The following is an 18697-nucleotide window of genomic DNA, read 5'->3' as shown; positions in this document are numbered from 1 at the left end:
CCATGTGACCCGGCACCTGGAGGCCGACCTGTTGCCGGCCGGCTACCGTGTCGTGCGCGTGACGACGCAGCCGGTGGGCCAGCCAGCGCCGCGGCGGACGGGAACGCGGCAAGTCCGATCCGATCGATGCGCTGGCGGTCGCCCGGGTCGCGCTGCGCGAGCTGGACCTGCCCATCGCGCATCTGGACGGCCCCTCGCGTGAGGTGAAATTGCTAGCGGACTACCGGGATGACCTGGTCGTCCAGCGGATCCGGGTCTGCAGTCAACTACGCTGGCACCTGCACGAACTCGATCCCGAGCTGGGCATCCTCTTTCGCGGCCTGCGCCGTCAGTGCTTGCAAGACCAGCTCGCCCAGCGCTTGGCGGACATGCCAGGAGTCGTCGCCCAAATCGCTCGTGAGCTGCTGGAACGCTGCTGCCAGCTGACGGCGCGCATCAACCAGGTGGAAAGCCAGTTGCGTCAGCTCGTGGGCGTCCTGGCTTCGCAGCTGCTAGCCATCCCGGGCTGCGGAGTGCTCGGCGTGGCCACCATCATCGGTGAAACTGCCGGAACCGTAGCCACCCCGACTGCTGCGCCGTCGCTTCTTCGGCGTGGTCCATCGCACCTCAAGGCGGATGAACGTACGGACAGGGCACACGGCGACGACTGCTGCAACCTGGAGGTTCACCGTCGCCCTCTTCGTCACGGATCATACCTTTCCTATCACAGGAAACGATCTTTACTTTTAGTTGCGCCTTATGTGATGATCACCCCGTTTTCCCATATTCGTTCGAAAGGTAGTGAGTGAACACACGCCGATCATCATCCGGCTTACCCATCCGGATGCGCCACCGTGCTGCCCTGGTGGCGGCGCTGGCCCTGCCGTTCTCGCTGATGAGCGCGCCCGCGACCGCCCAGGGTCCCACGCCATCCCCATCCCCGAGCTCCACCTCGGCGGCTCCGTCAAGCGTCCCAGCGGATCCCGCTCTCAAGACCGCCTGGGATAAGGCCACCGAGTCCGGCCAACCTGTCGAGGTGCCCTCAAAGTTCACCGAGACCATGAAGGTCTGGGCGAACCCGGACGGCAAGAACATGCGAGCCGAGCTGTACACCCGGCCTGTCCAACTGAAGAATCCGACCAGCGGCGCATGGGAACCCATTGACACCCGAATCATCACCCGCGACGGCAAGCTCCAGGCCACGCGGGTCAAGAGCCCGCTGATCTTCGGCGGACGGGGGACCAAGCAACTGGTTGCAGCGACCGGGAAGCAGGGAATCAGCGGCCTGGGCGTGACTCGGGCGCTGCCGGAGCCGAAGATCGGCGGCAGCTCGGTCACCTACCCGGACGCCATCGCACCGGGAGTGGACCTGCTGGTGCAGGCCCAAGCCGACGGGTTCATCTCCCAGGTGGTCTTCCGGCAGCGACCGACCGGTCCAGTGACGGTGAGACTGCCCATCACCCTGCCCGAAGGCACCAAATTCGGTAAGACGTCCGAAGGGCTGCCCCAGCTCAAGAACGACAAGGGCAAGGCAGCGGCGGCGCCGATCGTGCTGACCGCGATGGACGCCAAGGTGGAAGCCTCCCCCGACGAGGGCAAGAGCTCCCCGGTCACCGCGCGCGTGGAAACCTCCGGCACAACGCCAGAACTGGTGTTCACCCCGGACGACAAGTTCCTGGCCGACCCGGCGGTCACCTATCCGGTGACCATCGCCGCCGCCTCCGAATGGTTCGGCGGCGGCGTACCCACCGACGCCTGGGTCAATAAGAACAACCCCAGCACCAACAACGCCGCAGCCGGATGGCTGCGCGCCGGCACCACCTCCACCAGCGCCGACATCGCCCGCGTATACCTCAAATTCAACACCGATGCCCCGGAGCTCGAGGGCGCCACCGTCCTCGACGCGGACCTGTGGATGTGGAATTACAAATCCGGCGGCCCCAACGGCCAACTGTGCGGCGAGAACCTCGGAAACGGCATCGCGGCCGAACGCGTCACCTCTTCATGGAGTACCAGCAGCCTGAGCTGGTCCAACCAGCCCTTGACCTTAGGCACCCTAGAAGGAGGAAACAAGGCCGGCTACAACTACGAAGCCGACCCTGCCAGCTGGTGCGCCAAGGAAGCGACGCTGCTCCACCAGGTCAACGCCATGACCCGCGCCTGGATCGAACAGGACAAACCCAACTACGGTCTAGTGCTGCGGGCCCTCCCCGAGAACGCATCAATCAACTGGCGCCAGTACTACTCCAGCGAATATAGCGGCGACCCCTACCCCGGGTACCGGCACCCGCCCACCCTCATCGTCGAATACATACCAGCGCCCCCTGCTGTGCAGGAGGAGATCCTTATGCTCTCCCCTACACCTTTGACAGGCGCTCCTGAGCTTTACGAAAACGCGGTCGCCCAGTCGATCTACCAACCGACGCAACCCGAATCAGTGCAAATCACCGACGCGCTGGCTCAAGCCATCGGCACCCAGCGTGATGGAGACGGTTACCTGGTAGACACGGGGAAGCTTGACCTGGACGACGGTGGAGATGGGAGCGGTGAGGAGGACGTAACAGCACCGTCCGTGATCACTGTCGAGCCCGGCCACGGCACCGTGGATGTGCCGCTTGTTACCACAGTCAGGGCGACATTCTCGGAGAAGGTCGCAGATGCCAAGGTCGTTCTCAAGTCGGCAGGCGGGGCTGAGATCGCGGGATCCTCGGCCCTGACCGATGAGCAGGTGCTGATTTTCACTCCCGCCGCCCCCTTGGATCCAGGCGTCACTTACACAGCCACGATTTCCGGGGCGATTGACGCGTGGGAAAACACCATGCAGCCTTTCTCATGGTCGTTCAGCACCATCCGTCAGGCGGCAGGCCATTGGGATTTCGACGAGGGAGAGGGTCGTACGGCCGCCGACTCGTCGGGCAATGATCACGATGCGACTTTGAACAACACGGCGTCGTGGATCGCCGGAAAGAACAGCAACGCGATCTCCAACATGCCGTCGCAGGCGCAGGTCGCCGCTTCCCAGGCGGCGGCCAAGCAGGGCAAGCCCGTCGAGGTCGCCGACCAGACGACCGCGACCAGCATCACCTACGCCCAGCCGGACGGGAAGACGTTCAAGACGGAGGTCACCGCCGGTCCGGTGCGGACAAGGCAGGGCGCCGGATGGGTGCCGATCGACGCCACCCTGGCCGAGCAAGGCGGCAAGCTGCGGCCGAAGGCCCTCGCCGAGGGCGCGGTCGTGGAGATCTCCGCGGGCGGCACGGATCCGTTCGTGAAGATGTCCGCCGATGGCAAGTCGTACGCGCTGCGCTGGCCGACGCCGCTGCCCAAGCCGACGGTCAAGGGCAGCGTGGCCACCTACACCGACGCCGCCGGCGTGGGCGCCGACCTGGTGGTGACGGCATTGTCGACCGGGTTCCGGTATGAGGTGGTGCTGCGCCAGCGGCCCGCCAAGCCGCTGGAACTGCGGATCGGCGTAGATGACGAGGGCCTGACCCTGACCGAGGGCAAGGGCGGCCGACTGCTGCTGAAGGGCAAGGACAAGAAGCTCCTCGCCGCAGGAACACGGCCGATCGTGTCGGACGGCAGCGCCAAGGGCCCACTGGCCAAGCGCGCCGAGGCCGGCACGAACGTGGTCACCAAGGACGGCCGCACGGACCTGGTGGTCAAGCCCGACCAGGCGTTCCTGGCCGACGCCGACACCACCTACCCGGTGCGGGTGGCCGCGGCGGTCACGCTGCCCGTCGGCGCCGACGTGGATGTCAGCACGCTCGACGTGGACGCCCCCTCCTACCCGAGCGGCCCGAACCTCATGGCCGGCACCATGACCGGCGGGATGAAGATGCGGGTGCATCTGAAGTTCGACACCACGGGCCTGCAGGGCAGCACGGTGAGCGACGCCAAGCTGTCGATGAACACCGTCGACAGCCACAGTTGTGGCCCCGCGCTCGCCAACGGCATCCAGGTCGCCCGGCTGACCAGCGCGTGGGACCCGACCGGCATGTATTGGGCCACCAAGCCCACCCTCACCACCGAGGACGCCTCCACCAACTTCAAGGGCGTCAACTCCGACTGCGCCACCTACCCGGACAGCATGGAGTGGAACGTCACCGGCATCGCCCAGGACTGGGCTGCCGGCGCCGCCAACCACGGCCTGGTGCTCAAGTCGCCCGGCGAGGCGAACATCGACAACTACCGGGTGTTCACCTCCTCCGAAGACACCGACTTCAACCAGCCGCCCACGCTGACCGTCACCACCAGCGGCCCGGCATCGCAACCGGCCGTCTCCGCCCCGGCCATCACCCCGGCGCAGACGGTGAACGGCACCACGGTGACCACCTCGCTCACCCCGCAACTCGCCGCGACCGTCGCCGACCCCGCGAGCGGCAACCTCACCGGCCAGTTCGAGGTCGAGCACGACCCGGCCGCCACGGGACAGGGCACCGGCCAAATCTGGACCGGCGCCTCGCAGACGGTCACCTCCGGCGGCCAGGCCACCGTCAGCGTCCCCGCAGGCAAGCTGACCGACGGATGGAAGATCCGCTGGCGGGCCCGCGCGGCCAACGCCACCGCCTCCACCACCTCGGCGTGGTCGAACTGGCAGACGGCCACGGTCGACGTACCGAACCCGACCGTCAGTGCCTTCCAGGTCACACCCTCCCAGGTGGTCGACGGTGGCATGGTGGCCACAAGCCTGACCCCGGCCCTGCGCGCCACGGTCACCGACCCAGCCGCACAGCCGGTACGGGCCGAGTTCGAACTCGAGCACGAGCCGACCGCAACCGGGCAGGGCACCGGCCAGATCTGGACCGGCACCGTCGATAACGTCGCCTCCGGCACCCAGGCGTCCGCGACCGTGCCCGCCGGGAAGCTAACCGACGGGTGGAAGGTGCGCTGGCGGGTCCGGGCGATCAACACCTCCACCACGGTCGGCTCACCCTGGTCGGACTGGCAGACCCTGACCATCGACGTGCCGGACCCGGTCTCCGAACCCGCCGTCGGCGCGCTGCAGGTCAGCCCGTCCGAGCAAGTGGACGGCACCACCGTCACCCCCACGCGCACCCCGGTCCTGCTGGTCCAGGTGAGCGACCCCGCCGGGAAACCGCTGCGGGCCGAGGCCGAGATCGAGCACGACCCGGCCGCAACCGGTCAGGGCACCGGCCAGATCTGGACCGGAAGCGCCGACAACGTCCCGGCCGGCACGCAGGCGAACGTCACCGTCCCGGCGGACACGCTGTCCGACGGATGGAAGGTGCGCTGGCGGGCCCGCGCGGTCTCACCCACCGCCGCCTCAGCCTGGTCGGACTGGCAGTCCTTCACCATCAGCCTGCCCAAGCCCACCGCCACCGGCCTGACCATCACCCCGTCGAAGGTGGTCGACGGCGTGACGGTGACCGCCACGCTCACCCCCACCCTGCAGGCCACCCTCACCCACCCGACGGGCCAGGCCCTGCGGGCCGAGGCCGAGATCGAGCACGACCCAGCCGCGACCGATCAGGGCACCGGCCAGATCTGGACCGGCGCCATAGACAATGTCGCCTCCGGCACCCCGGCGAACATCACCGTCCCGACGGGCAAGCTGACAGACGGATGGAAGGTGCGCTGGCGCCTGCGTGCCGTCACCGAGCAGGCCCCCTCAGCCTGGTCGGACTGGCAACAGGTCACCATCGACGTCACCCAGCCCGGCGAGGAACCCCTGGCCCAGACCGCCGGACCGGTGATCCGCACCGACCAAAACTTCACCGCAGCCGCCTGGCTGCGATGGAGCGACAAGGACGGCGACTACACCGTCCTCGAGCAGAAGGGCACCCACCAGGCACCCTTCCGGCTCGGCAACACCCCGGACCACGGACTGGTGTTCACCTTCACCAGCGCCGACACCGCCGACGCGACGGTCGAGGGCGCGCTGTCCGACGTCGAACCACCGGTCGGCGAGTGGTTCCACCTGGCCGGCGTGTACGACGCCATGGCCAAGACCGCCTCGCTGTACCTCAACGGCAACCTGGTCAAGACCTCGCCAGTGAGCTTCACGGCATGGAATGCGGACACCGCCATGACCCTGGGCACCAAGACGCTAGGTGATCTTGACGACGTCCAGCTTTACCAGAGGCCCCTGTCCTCCGAAGAACTCACTGCCGTCGTCAACGGAGCGTCAGTGAGGGCACTGATCACTCAGCCGGCAACGGGGTCCGCGCCCAAGGCTGCCAGCTCCGCCACAGCCGCCTCCTCCTTCAACCCTGACCACTTGACGCTGGAGGACTGTTACAACACCCCAATCGAACCGAAGCACGCAGCGTTACTGGCACGGATTCAGGAACGCGTCTACGCCTCCTGCTGGTCGTCCTATGTGTCCTACACCGTCTACGAGTCGGATGGAGATGACGACGACCCGGACAGACCAAGGCGTAGAGCAGGTAACAGGTCTACGAAGCTCCGCGGCGTCTTGGGCATGACGCTCGAGGAGATGCAGCAGAAGCTCTCTCCTGACGTCATCTTCCAGATGCGTGTCACTTGGGTCGTGCACACATATCTAGGCAATGCCTCGGGGAATGGGGTGGTCAACGGAGAAGGGACTGGCGTCACCCCGCAGAGCATCAAGGTGTTCGCGCGTCTGGGTGAATTCGGACTCTATTCGGATGGACGACGGCTCAGCGCCTACGATGACAAGCTGGAACAGGCCAAGATCGGGTTTAATGTCGAACTCGAGTCACAAGCGGGAAGGCCGTGCCGAATCCAGTCAGGTAGCGAACAGGTCAGGACGATAGAAACCTGGCAGTCGAACAGTGACGCCGCCTTCGTGATCGACGCGGACACTGATGCGCAGCTCCAGAGTTCGGTCTGCACGATCAAACCTATGTGGAGCAACGTGTTCGGGTACCCCGTCACGGAAGGCCGGCTCTGGTCGCAGGAATATCTCGACGAGAAGGGGAAGCGCATCGGCGTGATCCGCAAGGGAGATGGCGCCGCCACCGGCAACCTGTACGCTCCCCACGTACGCTGCGACTGGAGGACATCCGGTAGGGAGGACGACCCCGCCAACGAAGTGGACGATCACACGGGCGGATGTGTGAACACCCGAGGGCACAAGGTCTTCGTCATGTCCAAATCCCAGAATGCCAACTTCCGGCAGGTCATCGACCACATCGAGACGGCGCTCAACACGGCCACGAACCCGAGAACGCATCCAGCGGTGCGTCCCAACGAGAAGCAGGATCCCCCGCTGCGAACCTTCGACGGAACCGAGCAGATCAAGAAAGTCCCGGGCAACTGGGCCGCCGATCCCGGTACTGTTCCAGGTGGCCCGCTCACCAGGAATTCGACCGCCGGCGCAAGGCTGAACCGCGATGTGTTCTCCGGTCGCAACTTCTCCTTCACGGCGGAAGGTAAATACTATCGGAGCAATTACTGCAGGTATTATTACGAGGACCTGTATGGCGACCCCGCGTACATCGCCAGAGTCGACCCGCGATGGAATGAGCTGCAGTGCGACGAGTACCCCTTCGCCTCGTCCCAGCAGGGCGCCGCGAACGCCACCTTCGACTATTCCCTTCGCGCCATCGGAAGAGAACACAACCGGCTGCACGGTGTAGCCTTGAACAAGTTCTACAGCAAGTACCGAGTCGTGGACGTGGGCGACCCCTACTGGGTTCTGATCGTGTCATGATCCCGACTGCCGACTGAACAGGACCAGATTCGCCGCCGCCCGCCGGGCGGCGGCGAATCGCATAACAAGAAGGTTTCCATGACAAATAACGTGAGTCCGTCCCCAATCGAGGATCAATGGGGATTCCTGTCGTCGCACGGATTCTCGGCACGGTTCGCCGGCACCTGGGTGGAAGGCAGTGATCCTGAGTCGGCCGCCCATATTCTCCGTGCTGACCCGGCCAGCAGACTTGATTGCGATTTCGAAACGGCTATGCAGTGGTACGACCCATACTCGTCCGAGGAGATAGTTTGGGTAGGCGTACACGCTCCCGAATGGCTGCACATCATCAGCCTCAGCGGCGTCGGGATTGCCCCTGGCCCTCTTAGCGCGGACGGACGGCGGCTTTTCTATCTAGAGTACGATGATGGAGAAGGTGGCGTCCACGGCCTCAGCTATTGGCGTGACGGGAAGGGTCGAGGGCAATACGGACGAAATTCAAACACGCTGGGGGAACTTGAAGTACTGTTCAACAGACACAATGTCGACGCCACTGCGGCCCAGGATGACGAAAGCGAACTAAATTCCTACCTACACCTACTAGGACACGTCACCGGGAGATTCATCGATCAGGACTGGCTCATGTCCCCTCGAACGCTCTACCGTATTCCAGATGACGCCTGGAGTTGGTAAGCAATACGCCCCAGGGATTGTACTGAGGCTTTTCGTCCCCCGGGCAGCCAGCACCGGTCACAGCATGATCGCGAGCTTGACGTTTGCCTGACGACGTAAGAAACCCCTGGTAGACGCATTGATCACCACAACCAGATCCGTCACAAGCAGGGGCCTCGGATGCTGTTTTATCGTGCTGCCGTCGATTTGTCGCGTTCAACGCTGAACTACGTCGCCGGGGTGATCCGCCAGCGCCGCAAGGCGATCAGGTCGGCCTGGCGACTGCTCAACGCAGGACAGCAGGCCTTGGTGGTGCTGGTCTACCCGCGCAAGGGCGAGACATTCACCGAACTCGGAGCCGGATTGGGGGTCTCGCCCGCGACCGCCTGGCGATATGTCGAAGAGACCGTGATGCTGCTGTCGGCGCGTTCACCCAAGCTCGGCCAGGCGCTGCGCAAGGCCCGGCGCGATGGGCTGCACTACCTGGTAGATGCGGCTGCGTGGATGCGAAAACAGGACGTCAGCAAGGTGTCCCGCTCGAAAACACGGCTTCATGCTGTGAGCCGGGGGTTGCTGCGCGATCAGAGCGGCGGCTGCGACGATCGCGAGGTGTTGTTGGCGTTTGTCTACCGATTGGTGAGGGGCTTGTTCGGCTTGCTGGCGGTGCTGGTCCGCGCTGATCTGTCGAAGGATGTTGAGCTGCTGGTGCTTCGCCACGAGAACCAGGCGCTGCGCCGTGAGCTCGGTGGCCGGCCGCGGTGGCGTCACGTCGACCGGCTCTGGCTTGCGGCGTTGTCGAGGCTGGTTCGCCGCCGCCGGTGGGCGGAAGTGTTCCCGGTCACGCCAGCGACGATCTTACGCTGGCATCGCAACCTGGTAGCGCGTAAGTGGACCTTCACGGATAGACGGCGCCCGGGACGGCCATGCACCCGCCGACCAGTCAAGGCACTGATTATTCGGATGGCGCGGGAGAACCCGACCTGGGGGCACAGGAGAATTCAAGGCGAGTTGGCCCGCCTGGGTTATCCGATCGCGGCCTCCACGGTGTGGGAGATCCTGCACGCGGCGGGTATCGATCCGGCACCTCGCCGGGCGGGGCCGAGCTGGCGGCGGTTCCTGGCCGCCCAGGCCCACGCGATCATCGCGTGTGACTTCCTCGTGGTCGAGACGATAATGCTCAAACGGCTGTATGTGCTGGTCTTCATCGAGCACGGCACCCGGAGACTGCACCTGGCCGGTGTGACCGCGCACCCCACCGGGGCATGGACAGTGCAGCAGGCCCGCAACCTCGTGATGGACCTGGGTGATCGCATCGCCGGGCTGCGGTTCGTGATCCACGATCGCGATCCGCTCTTCAACTCCGCCTTCAGGGAAGTCTTCACAGCCGAAGGGTTGCGGGACATCACCACCATGCCGCGGACACCGAGAATGAACGCCATCTGCGAGCGCGTCATCGGCACCGTGCGCCGCGAACTCCTGGACCGCATCCTCATCCTCAACGAACGTCACCTGGCCCTTGTGCTCCAGGAGTATCTGATCCAGCGAGGTAGGCCGTCAGGCGAGGTGCCAGCGTGCTGGTCCTTTTCCCGACGGCCCCCTCCCGAACCCGCCGTGCCCGTTTCCGAGCAACGGGCTCTCCAGTGATTTTAGGTGATCCCATGTTCATCCTTGTTGTACGTATCGAGCGTGATTTAGGCGCCCCATTCATCTCCTTGAATTCCCTCATTGGGAATCGCTCCACACCCCGGAGGATGCATCGACCTTGTAGTGATGCCGATGCAGGGTCTGGCGCCGGTTGCAAATGCCATTTCCGGCGGACGTGCCCTTTCGTCATCTGGAGATTAGGGTTCAGGCAATCCAGCTTTCGCCGTGTCACGCGGGCCCCTCGACGCATCGCTTCTGGCACTTGAACGCGACCGCCGATTTTCTGGCATGCTGTGGTCCCCGATCACCTTTCGGATCCGGGTCAGCCATCAGGCCCAGGAACCTCCCTCCGAGTCCCTCCCAACTGAGTTGGGGATACAAAAAGGCGCCTCATGGCGCAGCTACAACGGGCACCGGCCGCACCAGTCCCGGCGCCAACGGCCTCCGGACATCGCAACGCAACCCTCTCACGACGTGACCGACCTCAACGACCTGCGATCCATCCGCCGAAAACCGGTAGTTGCCAGCATGATCAGCGAATACCGCCACGCCGCTTAACCGCAGCTCAGCCCACGTAACTCAATATTCGAGCGGTACACCCCAGAAGGCCGATGTCGATCATGCGTGTGCGGGGTTGGTGCGCGCGAGCACGCACGGAGCACGCAAGCGCTAGACAAAAATTCTAAACGCATCCGATCCCGTATAGCCGCAGGTCAGACCATGATCAAAGCGCGCCCTGCAGGATTCCAACCTGCGACCGTCGGATTAGGCAGTCGAAGTCCCCAGAATTCGTGCGCGAGCCCTACCGAAGTTTGAGATAGGGCATTCTGTACATGTTCAGCAAATCATTGTCAACGCACTGCTTTCGATAAATCAAGTATTGGCCGTCAACGCGATCGAACGTAAAGACCAGATCAAGCTTCGTCTCGACTCGTCTCGAAAGCGCAGACATCGGAGTTGCGAGCACTGCGACCATCGGATTAGAAGCAAGATCCTTTAGTGCCGCGCGGTGCCGCCTGGTGGTGGTTCGTGCCGCCTCCCCACATTTTGCGTGCCAGGCAGTGCCGCGTCCTGACGGCGCATGTCGGGGCGTACGAGCACGCACCGAGCACGGCCGCCGCCCTGTTCGGCGGTTGCATCCTAGCTCCGCGGAAGTGGATTTCGCGTTCCAGTCATGCAGGCACCGCCCGTAGAGGTCGCTCGCAGTGCTCGGCACGTGCTCTAACCCATACAGCACTCCCGTGAACGCAACTGAGTGCGAACGCTTCTACAACCAGCGCCGAGCCCACCAAGCCCTTAATCAAGCCGCCCCGCTGCGTCCTGTCCCGGCCCCGATCACAGACCTTGGACGGATCACCGACGCGAGCATACGCCGACGAGACCGGCTTGGCGGCGTCCTCCACGAGTACTCACATGCTGCTTGACCTGCATGGATGGAATTTTTGGCAGGCGCACTGTCGGCGTTCAGACACCCTCACCAACCTACGTACGCGTAAACGCTCACGAGCGCCGTGGGCTTGATGCCCTGACTTTCGATGGCCTTCATCGCTTCGGGTTGATCGTGCTCCTCAGAGACACTCCACGCATAAGCAGCAATGGTGGCACCTTTCCACCGGGATGATTTCAGCCACACATTTTGCGGCCGACTGTCCAATTTGGTGGTCCAGTTTCGGCTGTGGAGATAGACCACCGCCTTCCCGAGTGATTCCTCCTCAGTATCGCCACCGACATCGACCAAGAAAGCATGGGTTACTAGGATTTCTGATCCCGTTGAGACTTCTTGGCGTTCTTTCCAGATAACTGTGCCAATCTTATTAACTTCTTCCAGTACGCCGGGGTCGACCTCTTCGGGCTGCTGCGCACATCCTCCAGCAAGAAGAGAGATCGCAAGAGCAATTGCAGTCAACTTTCGTCTCCGCGCAACCCTCATCCTTTTATCTCTTCTCGCTCGGCTATCAATTGAGGACGGTATCGTATCTTACATGTAGGTCCAGCATGCAGCTCTTCCGCATCGGAAGAGCTCAGAGGCGGCCTTCTTGTATTCTTCCAGAGCGGTACTGCATCGGCGGCGCCAGCACGAATCCCGAATCCAACGGCCAGATCTGCCGCTTCAAGGTCACCGACATCGGCTGGAAGGTCGAGTACGTAGACCCGAAAACCCGGGAATACATCGGCACGGTGCGGTGGGTACAGGTCGGTAAGAAACCCGGCAAGTGCCCGGTCGGCGGTGATTCAGGCGCGCCGGTCTACAGTTTCCACCAGAGCGATGGATACGTGGTGGCCAAGGGCATCTTCAGCGGCGGAGTCGGCGATGACGCGCCTGTCCGGTCCACCTGCGTGACTTACTCCACCGACATCCATGACGTGATGAAGACCGTCGGCAAGGACATCTACAAGAAATGAACCCGCTGAGCCCGTCCTTCCTGTGGCGCATGTGCTGCCTCCTGGTGCTGGCCGTCGCGATTCCCATGGCGGTCTCCATCCGGGAGCCTCGGCCTGTTGAACCACCCTTCAACGGGTGGATCGACCTGGTTGAGGTGGAAGGACGGGTCCTCATCCTGCGTGCCATCAGTGACATGAACTCAACCGAATGCCTCAAGGCCGACGAAGCCGAAGCGACCGAGTTCGAGACAAGTGTGCGGGTCCGGGTGGTGCTCCGCGACGTCTGCCCGCGACGTGAGCGCACGCTGCTCGAGAAGTGGCGGGACCAATTGTGGCCGCCTGCTTCCATCGGTACCGGCGGGGTCGTCTCTGTGCCCGTCGCGCTCGACCGGCCCTTGGGGCGCCGGAAGGTCTTCGACGAGGAGGGTCGCGAGATCCGGGTCACCTCCAGGACTACGGGGCCGACGTCGTAGAAGCCCCCGTAATAGGCCTGTCGTTAACGACGGTGTCACCCGGTACATGCGACTGCATTAGCCCTGCTCGGCAGGCTTTCGGGAACGGGTGAAGTCAGCGGGGGCACCGACGACGTGCGGTAGGGTCGTGCTCGGCGGTGATGCGGGCGGAGGTCTGCTCGCCCAGGCGTACGTCGCGGCCGAGGCTGGCCAGGTGCTGGTGTCGGCTCTTGGCCTGCAACTCGGGGGCGGTGCGGCCGGCCTGTGCGAGATGCTGCAGCGCCGAATGTCGGAGTTGGTGCAGCGTCCAGCCCTGGCCGTGTGGGTCGAGTCCGGCAGTGGCGGTTTTGAACAGGTATTCGGCACACGGGTAGGACAGGCGGCCCCGCCCTTCTCCACCGCAAGCCCGGCTGTGACCTTTGGTATCCAATGACCATGGCAGGCGTCTGGGCGAACGTACACGCGAAGCCGGGCTTGCACCTCCGTCGTCGGCCCGCTGCCGCTCCGCGGTGGGCCGACGGCACACGGGATGGACAGGTGGACGTCTGTCGAGAGTTCTCGCAGCTGCAAAATTCGAAACCGTCGACCTCCCCGCAGATAGAACGCCTCATATCTAGACACGCCTACCCAAAGGCCCCACCATGTGTAGATAGATGCATAGGTTCCAGCGCAGAAGTCTAGAAACCAGGTTTCGGCTTAGCCGTAATGGACGATCTTATCTCAAAAACGGACCATCTGTATAAGACAGCCCAAAAGGTGCAAATTTTGAAAAACAGACACTCATGATGGTTAGTGTATCTATACAGAACAGCTACAACTCGCAATCAGCAATCGCCTGGACACACAGCGGAACTTGCGTCACTATCAGGAGGTAGACAGGCAGATGAAAAAGATCTTAGGTCTCATCAGTGCGATACATCCTCACGAAAGTCAGCAGTTAGATAATCTTCAAAGGAAGCGAGCCAGTCAGCAGCCATGGCGACTTCACTCTTCCCCCCAGCATTACCGCATAACGAAGATGCAGGTGGCGTAGTGGGTAAGAGTTCTGGCCGTTCCGTAGATTTGTCTAGCCGGATATCCTCGCATAAGCAAGGCTTCCTTGTTTCAGCAAGGATACTGGTCGGCCTCTCAATAGCTTTGGTTATGATCTCCTCAGCCACTGCTATTGCTAAACTGGTCAATGTATTCGATGCCAAGTCCGTCAATACCTTGCTGTATGCTTCCGCCACCATTCTTGGCGTCGTAGCGCCAGCTGGGCTTGTGGCGATCTATGCCTTTTGGCTCGGGCGTAAGGCCCCACCAAAAGACCTTCCGGACCCGCGCCGCGCGCAAGTGGTTCTTGGCTATGCCGAACAACTTAGATTGGCCACATCAAAACTAGCAACAGAGGATGAACTCAGCAGAATAGGCGCAGTCTATGCTTTGGGTGCTCTCGCACGCGGTTCTCAGCAAAGTGAACGCGCTACAGTAGATGCACTTGCGCGCTTCATTAGGACTCGTGCTCGGCCAGCTACTCCTCGCCTCACTCGAGAGAATATCAGTCTAGATTCCGATGTTCAGCTTGCTCTTAGGATTCTGGGCAGCCGAGATATAGCACAAATAATCTCAACGGGTGTGAATATTGATCTCAGCGGACTAGATCTGCGAGGCGCGGATCTCTCGGATCTTGATTTCAGAGGGGTTAGCTTTCGTAATTCTTTGCTAGATCAAGCAGATCTTACAAGGGCTCAGTTCGATGCGAGCGATCTCAGCTTTTGCTCTATGAGAGCGAGTATAGCCATCGACGCTTCATTCACTAATGCCATACTCGATCATGTCGATCTATCGGACTCCACTCTAGGCGGAGCAACACTTCAAAGTGTGTGGCTTAATGGAAGTCGCCTAACGCGCCTCTTGGCTCCCGAAATAGACCTTACTGCAGCGATAATGCCCGCAGTAGATTTGAGTTACGCGAATCTTACCGATGCTTCGCTGCGGTCAGCATTCGTGTCCGAAGCGGTTCTAGACTACAGCAACCTCGAAGGAGTAGATTTCACGGGCGCCATACTGGATGGTGCCCGCATAAACAATGCGAAGCTATATAATGCCAAATTTGCCATGGTGAGCATAGATAGCATCGTCGCGCAAAGAAATGAAGGCACGCCAACCGAGGCGCCAAAAGCACTACTTTCCTCGGTCGGCAAAGAGCGGACGCGTAAATAGGTGACCCTCTTGAGCGATGAAATACCAAACTCGAGCGCGTCCGATCCATTGCCTCAGCTCAAAGATGAGGGATCGCAGGAGCTACTAACAAAAGCTCGTGAAGCATGGTATAATAATTTTAGCGCCGAGCTGGCCGAAAGGCGAAAAGATCGGCGCGAAGAACTTCAGCGGTTGAATCGTCAGGATACCGTAGTCTTCTGGATGTTCATCGTCGCCACCTCATTAGGTCTATTGTTGGTTCCAGGAGGCCTCTTCCTAGTTGTTATCGGAAAGACTGTCTTTGGAACGATCTCAAGCTTCGCAGGTTTGCTCGCAGGCGCTTCGGTAATTCCGCTAAAAATGACTAGCTCTCGAATCGACAAACAGAAGCAAGAAGTAGAGCGTCGCGAAAATGAAGATGGGCGAGCAAGTCGATACTTGAGTATGGCGATTATGACTGACGACCCTCATCAAAGAGCATTAATGATGGGTGAGTTTGCCAAACTCCAATTGCTTCTAATGCAAGGCGGAAACTCTCTAAACGGGAACTCCTCTTCAACCAATAAAAAATCTCTGCCCCAAGAGGGGGAATTGAGTGAAAAGGCAGAAGCGTAACGTCTTTGCCTGCTCCTCACCCATTTAGCGTACGAGAACACTGCGATTGACACATCCGTATCCATGCATATCGCGACCTGTGCACGCAAATCTTCGCACCCATAAGAGCTGGATCTGGCCGCGCCGCAAAGCGCGAGTCAAGAAAGAATCACGCGCTGTAATCCAGCAGGAGCCGGCGAGCCCACTTACGATCGCCCGGCATGGGGCCAGCAGGAGTGGTTGCTGTCGCTCGAAGACACCGAGGAATCGAGTGACCTGTCCCGCTCGAAAACACGATTTCGTGCTCTGAACTGGGGTTTGCTGAATGATCAAGGCAGCGGCTGCGACCATCGCTAGGTGTTGCTGTCGCTTGTCTACCAGTTGGTGAGGGGCTTGGTCGACCTGCTGACGGTGCTGATCCGCTCCGATCTGTCCAAAGAGGCTGAGGTACTGGTGCTCCGTCACGAGAACCAGGTCCTCCGCCGTCAGCTCAGCAGCCGGCCTCGGTAGGGTGGCGCCGACCGTCTCTGGCTTGCGGCGTTGTCGCGACTGATACACCGCCGCCGGTGGGCGGAGGTGTTCCCGGTCACCCCGGCGGCGATCCTGCGTCGGCATCGCAGTCTCGTGGCGCGTAAATGGACTTTCACAGACAGGCGGCGTCCGGGACGGCCCTGCACCCGCCGACCGGTCAAGGCACTGATTGTGCGGATGGCGCGGGAGAACCCGAGCTGGGGGCACAGCAGAATCCAAGGCGAGTTGGCCGGGCTGGGCTACAGCATCGCGGTCTCCATAGTGTGGGAGATCCTGCACGCCGCCGGTATCGATCCGGCACCCCGCCGAGCCGGGCCGACCTGGCGGCAGTTCCTGACCGCTCAGGCCCACGCGATCATCGCCTGTGACTTCCGCGCGGTCGAGACGATCACGCTCAAACGGCTCTACGTGCTGCTCTTCATCGAGCACGGCACCCGACGACTGCACCTGGCCGGCGTAATCGCACACCCGACCGGGGCCTGGGCGGCCCAGCAAGCCCGCAACCTGGCGATGAACCTGGGCGACCGCATCACCGGGCTACGGTTCCCGATCCACGATCGGGATCCGCTCTTTACCTCGGCGTTCAGGGAGGTCTTCACAGCTGAAGGGCTGCGGATCATCACCACGCTGCCGCGGACGCCGAGGATCAACGCCATCTGCGAGCGCGTCATCGGCACGCTGCGCCGTGAACTTCTGGAGCGGATTCTGATCCTCAATGAACGCCACCTGGCCCGCGTGCTCCAGGAGTACCTGATCCACTACAACCGGCACCGGCCGCACCAGTCCCGGCAGCAACGTCCCCGGACATCGCAGCGCAGCCCGCTCACGACGTGACCGACCTCAACGACCAGCGGATCGTCCGCCGAAAACCCGTCGTTGCCAGCATGATCAGCGAATACCACCACGCCGCTTAACCACAGCTCAGGACCCATAACTCAATATTCGAGCGGCACACGGTCAATCACTAACCCTCCTGCCTGTGGAAATGTTCAATTCTGCACATTTTGTCGGCGAAGACTGACAAGTTGTGGAAGCCGCGTCTCTTGTTACGTTCGGAACCGCGGAAGATAGCTATGTCGATACCATGGGCTACACAGATCGAACACTTACATGATTTCCAGGGCTTAGCTTCGAGAGTAGTGCGGTAAGCCGGAATTTTACTCTTCTTTATACCTGAATCAAGCAATTTCTCATATTCTTCGAGGATCTCGATTGCCCTATCCACCGTTTCAGAGCCTTGGTCATAAGCGCGAAGGCGCCTCATACATTCTCGCTCAATAGCATGGGCTTTTGACGCTGAGACCTCGCCTGCCAGGATCCGTCGTTTGAGGGCAGGATTTCCCTCCACCTGTGGCACTCGGATGGCGGTGTAGGCCCCGTTTTCTGTGTGGTAGTTATTTCGGTCGTCCATAAACGCCTGCCGGAAGGGTGTCGTGCTGTCGAAACTGGTGACTCCATATGAAGAAAATTCTTCCATGGAGGCGACTCGCGTGATCCCCAGTAGGTGGAGCTGTGTAGCCGACAGACATACTTGATCGATCATCTTCAGGCAAGCGACAATATCGGCCGTCTTCAGCGGCACCATGCCTCCGAGAGCAATGCGCTGGTAGCCCATTTGTTGTAGCTGCTGAACGCTGTCGGCGTAGCTTTCTGGGCTCCACCCTTGGGCAGCCCCAATAGGCTCGATTTTATTTCCGCTACGCTGGACGGCTTCGTAGAATTCTTCGGCATAATGGAGGCTGATCTCACGACGCTTCTTCCAGGATAGGTTCACCTCCTTATCCGGCACCTTTGCATCATAGCCGAAAACTACATGGTCGATGCTTATCCCTGCATGAAAGCCACAACGTTCATAAAAATTCAAGACCTCATCAGTCGTGTAGGGAGGAAGCTCCTCGTCGATATAGTTGAAGGCTCCGCAGTCCCCCATTGTCACAATGTTGTCAGGCAACCTAAAATACTTAGAAACGCCTAAGCGATACAGCCGCTCACGCTGCGGCATCGTGTACTTGCCGGCCCCTCTCACGGAGCCATCGACGATCGCCTTGCTCACAAGAAGACCATGATAGGGTATCGGGTCGAGAATTTCGTGAGCATACACGTCATCACGCTGCCGAACGCGATACGGCGAATATTCCTCCGTAATAAAGTTATAAGTTGGACTAATTTGATCCTGACTGTCGGGAAAGTAGAACTTCATGGAACCTCCTACGCACGTTCGATCAAGATATGAATGTTCTGAGCTCGCGAACGAGCTACTTGCATGTTCGCTTGCGCTCTCCTTGCTCTCATTTTCAAATCCAAGGCGTTCATCGCAATATGGAATATTGGGCTCTCGCGCCTTTTCTCGCTGTTTCGCCGATCGGCGTTCGTACTGAAATGGCTGCACCCTTCAGGAAGGGGGCTGGCGACTAGTTCCCATGTAAGTCAGGTGGTATTTTTTGATCCCGATGAAATGATTCACTGCGGACTGACCGTGCCAGCGATGCACGAAGTGATCGGAACAGGGAACCGATACGGGCTACAGGCCGTCGACGATCGAGGCGGCTTGAACTGGCTGGCCAGGGATCTGAAGCGAAGCTGCTGCAGGGAGCTGGGGTTATCGCAACTTGCCGAGCAGAGA

11 protein-coding genes and 1 pseudogene are annotated in these 18697 nt (G+C 61.3%); 10 read left to right on the top strand and 2 right to left on the bottom strand.

Annotated features, from left to right (window positions below):
- The first annotated feature begins 203 nt into the window (after nucleotides 1–203).
- The 4 genes and pseudogenes from ABZX61_RS56460 to ABZX61_RS56445 all read left to right on the top strand — a co-directional run.
- A complete protein-coding gene (locus tag ABZX61_RS56460; protein WP_355209109.1) occupies nucleotides 204–788 on the top strand; it encodes a hypothetical protein in 585 nt (194 codons plus the stop codon).
- A 227-nt stretch (nucleotides 789–1015) separates the two neighbouring features.
- Complete coding sequence (locus ABZX61_RS56455; protein ID WP_355209107.1) at nucleotides 1016–7639, top strand: DNRLRE domain-containing protein; 6624 nt, start codon at nucleotides 1016–1018, stop codon at nucleotides 7637–7639.
- A 78-nt stretch (nucleotides 7640–7717) separates the two neighbouring features.
- Entirely contained in the window at nucleotides 7718–8311 is a 594-nt protein-coding gene (locus ABZX61_RS56450) for a hypothetical protein (protein WP_355209104.1), read from the top strand.
- 159 nt (nucleotides 8312–8470) lie between these two features.
- Nucleotides 8471–8782, top strand: a pseudogene (locus ABZX61_RS56445) (transposase family protein); the annotation flags it as partial.
- Nucleotides 8783–11408: 2626 nt separating this feature from the next.
- Here the strand turns inward: ABZX61_RS56445 and ABZX61_RS56440 are convergent.
- On the bottom strand, nucleotides 11409–11840 hold the full coding sequence (locus tag ABZX61_RS56440) for a hypothetical protein (RefSeq protein ID WP_355209101.1): 432 nt from the start codon (nucleotides 11838–11840) through the stop codon (nucleotides 11409–11411).
- An 89-nt stretch (nucleotides 11841–11929) separates the two neighbouring features.
- On the opposite strand from ABZX61_RS56440, the gene ABZX61_RS56435 reads away from it, so the two are divergent.
- The 6 genes from ABZX61_RS56435 to ABZX61_RS56410 all read left to right on the top strand — a co-directional run bounded on the left by ABZX61_RS56435 (nucleotide 11930) and on the right by ABZX61_RS56410 (nucleotide 16908).
- Complete coding sequence (locus ABZX61_RS56435; RefSeq protein WP_355209099.1) at nucleotides 11930–12337, top strand: hypothetical protein; 408 nt, start codon at nucleotides 11930–11932, stop codon at nucleotides 12335–12337.
- A complete protein-coding gene (locus tag ABZX61_RS56430; protein ID WP_355209096.1) occupies nucleotides 12334–12789 on the top strand; it encodes a hypothetical protein in 456 nt (151 codons plus the stop codon). Before ABZX61_RS56435 ends, ABZX61_RS56430 begins: the two co-directional genes overlap by 4 nt.
- 127 nt (nucleotides 12790–12916) lie before the next feature.
- Nucleotides 12917–13201, top strand: a complete 285-nt coding sequence (locus ABZX61_RS56425) for a hypothetical protein (protein ID WP_355209093.1) — start codon at nucleotides 12917–12919, stop codon at nucleotides 13199–13201.
- Between the two features lie 542 nt (nucleotides 13202–13743).
- Nucleotides 13744–14970, top strand: a complete 1227-nt coding sequence (locus ABZX61_RS56420) for a pentapeptide repeat-containing protein (protein WP_355209090.1) — start codon at nucleotides 13744–13746, stop codon at nucleotides 14968–14970.
- Between the two features lie 9 nt (nucleotides 14971–14979).
- Nucleotides 14980–15564, top strand: coding sequence for a hypothetical protein (locus ABZX61_RS56415; protein ID WP_355209088.1), 585 nt, complete (start codon nucleotides 14980–14982; stop codon nucleotides 15562–15564).
- Nucleotides 15565–16119: 555 nt separating this feature from the next.
- The gene (locus ABZX61_RS56410) at nucleotides 16120–16908 is read left to right on the top strand and encodes an integrase core domain-containing protein (RefSeq protein WP_355209085.1); all 789 of its coding nucleotides are present in this window, start codon (nucleotides 16120–16122) and stop codon (nucleotides 16906–16908) included.
- A 130-nt stretch (nucleotides 16909–17038) separates the two neighbouring features.
- On the opposite strand, the gene dpdA is transcribed toward ABZX61_RS56410, so the two are convergent.
- A complete protein-coding gene (dpdA, locus tag ABZX61_RS56405; RefSeq protein ID WP_355209082.1) occupies nucleotides 17039–18274 on the bottom strand; it encodes a tRNA-guanine transglycosylase DpdA in 1236 nt (411 codons plus the stop codon).
- Nucleotides 18275–18697: the final 423 nt, after the last annotated feature.

This window comes from Nonomuraea sp. NPDC003709 (assembly GCF_040610775.1).
Classification (GTDB): domain Bacteria; phylum Actinomycetota; class Actinomycetes; order Streptosporangiales; family Streptosporangiaceae; genus Nonomuraea; species Nonomuraea angiospora_A.
Note: the sequence above shows the minus strand (reverse complement) of the source record. Positions and strands in the feature narration are given on the sequence as shown.

What these genes read in the sequence shown, in the direction of transcription:
- ABZX61_RS56450 (WP_355209104.1), top strand. Translation starts at nt 7,718, where the DNA reads ATGACAAATAACGTGAGTCCGTCCCCAATCGAGGATCAATGGGGATTC.
- ABZX61_RS56435 (WP_355209099.1), top strand. Translation starts at nt 11,930, where the DNA reads ATGCAGCTCTTCCGCATCGGAAGAGCTCAGAGGCGGCCTTCTTGTATT.
- ABZX61_RS56430 (WP_355209096.1), top strand. Translation starts at nt 12,334, where the DNA reads ATGAACCCGCTGAGCCCGTCCTTCCTGTGGCGCATGTGCTGCCTCCTG.
- ABZX61_RS56420 (WP_355209090.1), top strand. Translation starts at nt 13,744, where the DNA reads ATGGCGACTTCACTCTTCCCCCCAGCATTACCGCATAACGAAGATGCA.
- dpdA (WP_355209082.1), bottom strand. Translation starts at nt 18,274, where the DNA reads ATGAAGTTCTACTTTCCCGACAGTCAGGATCAAATTAGTCCAACTTAT.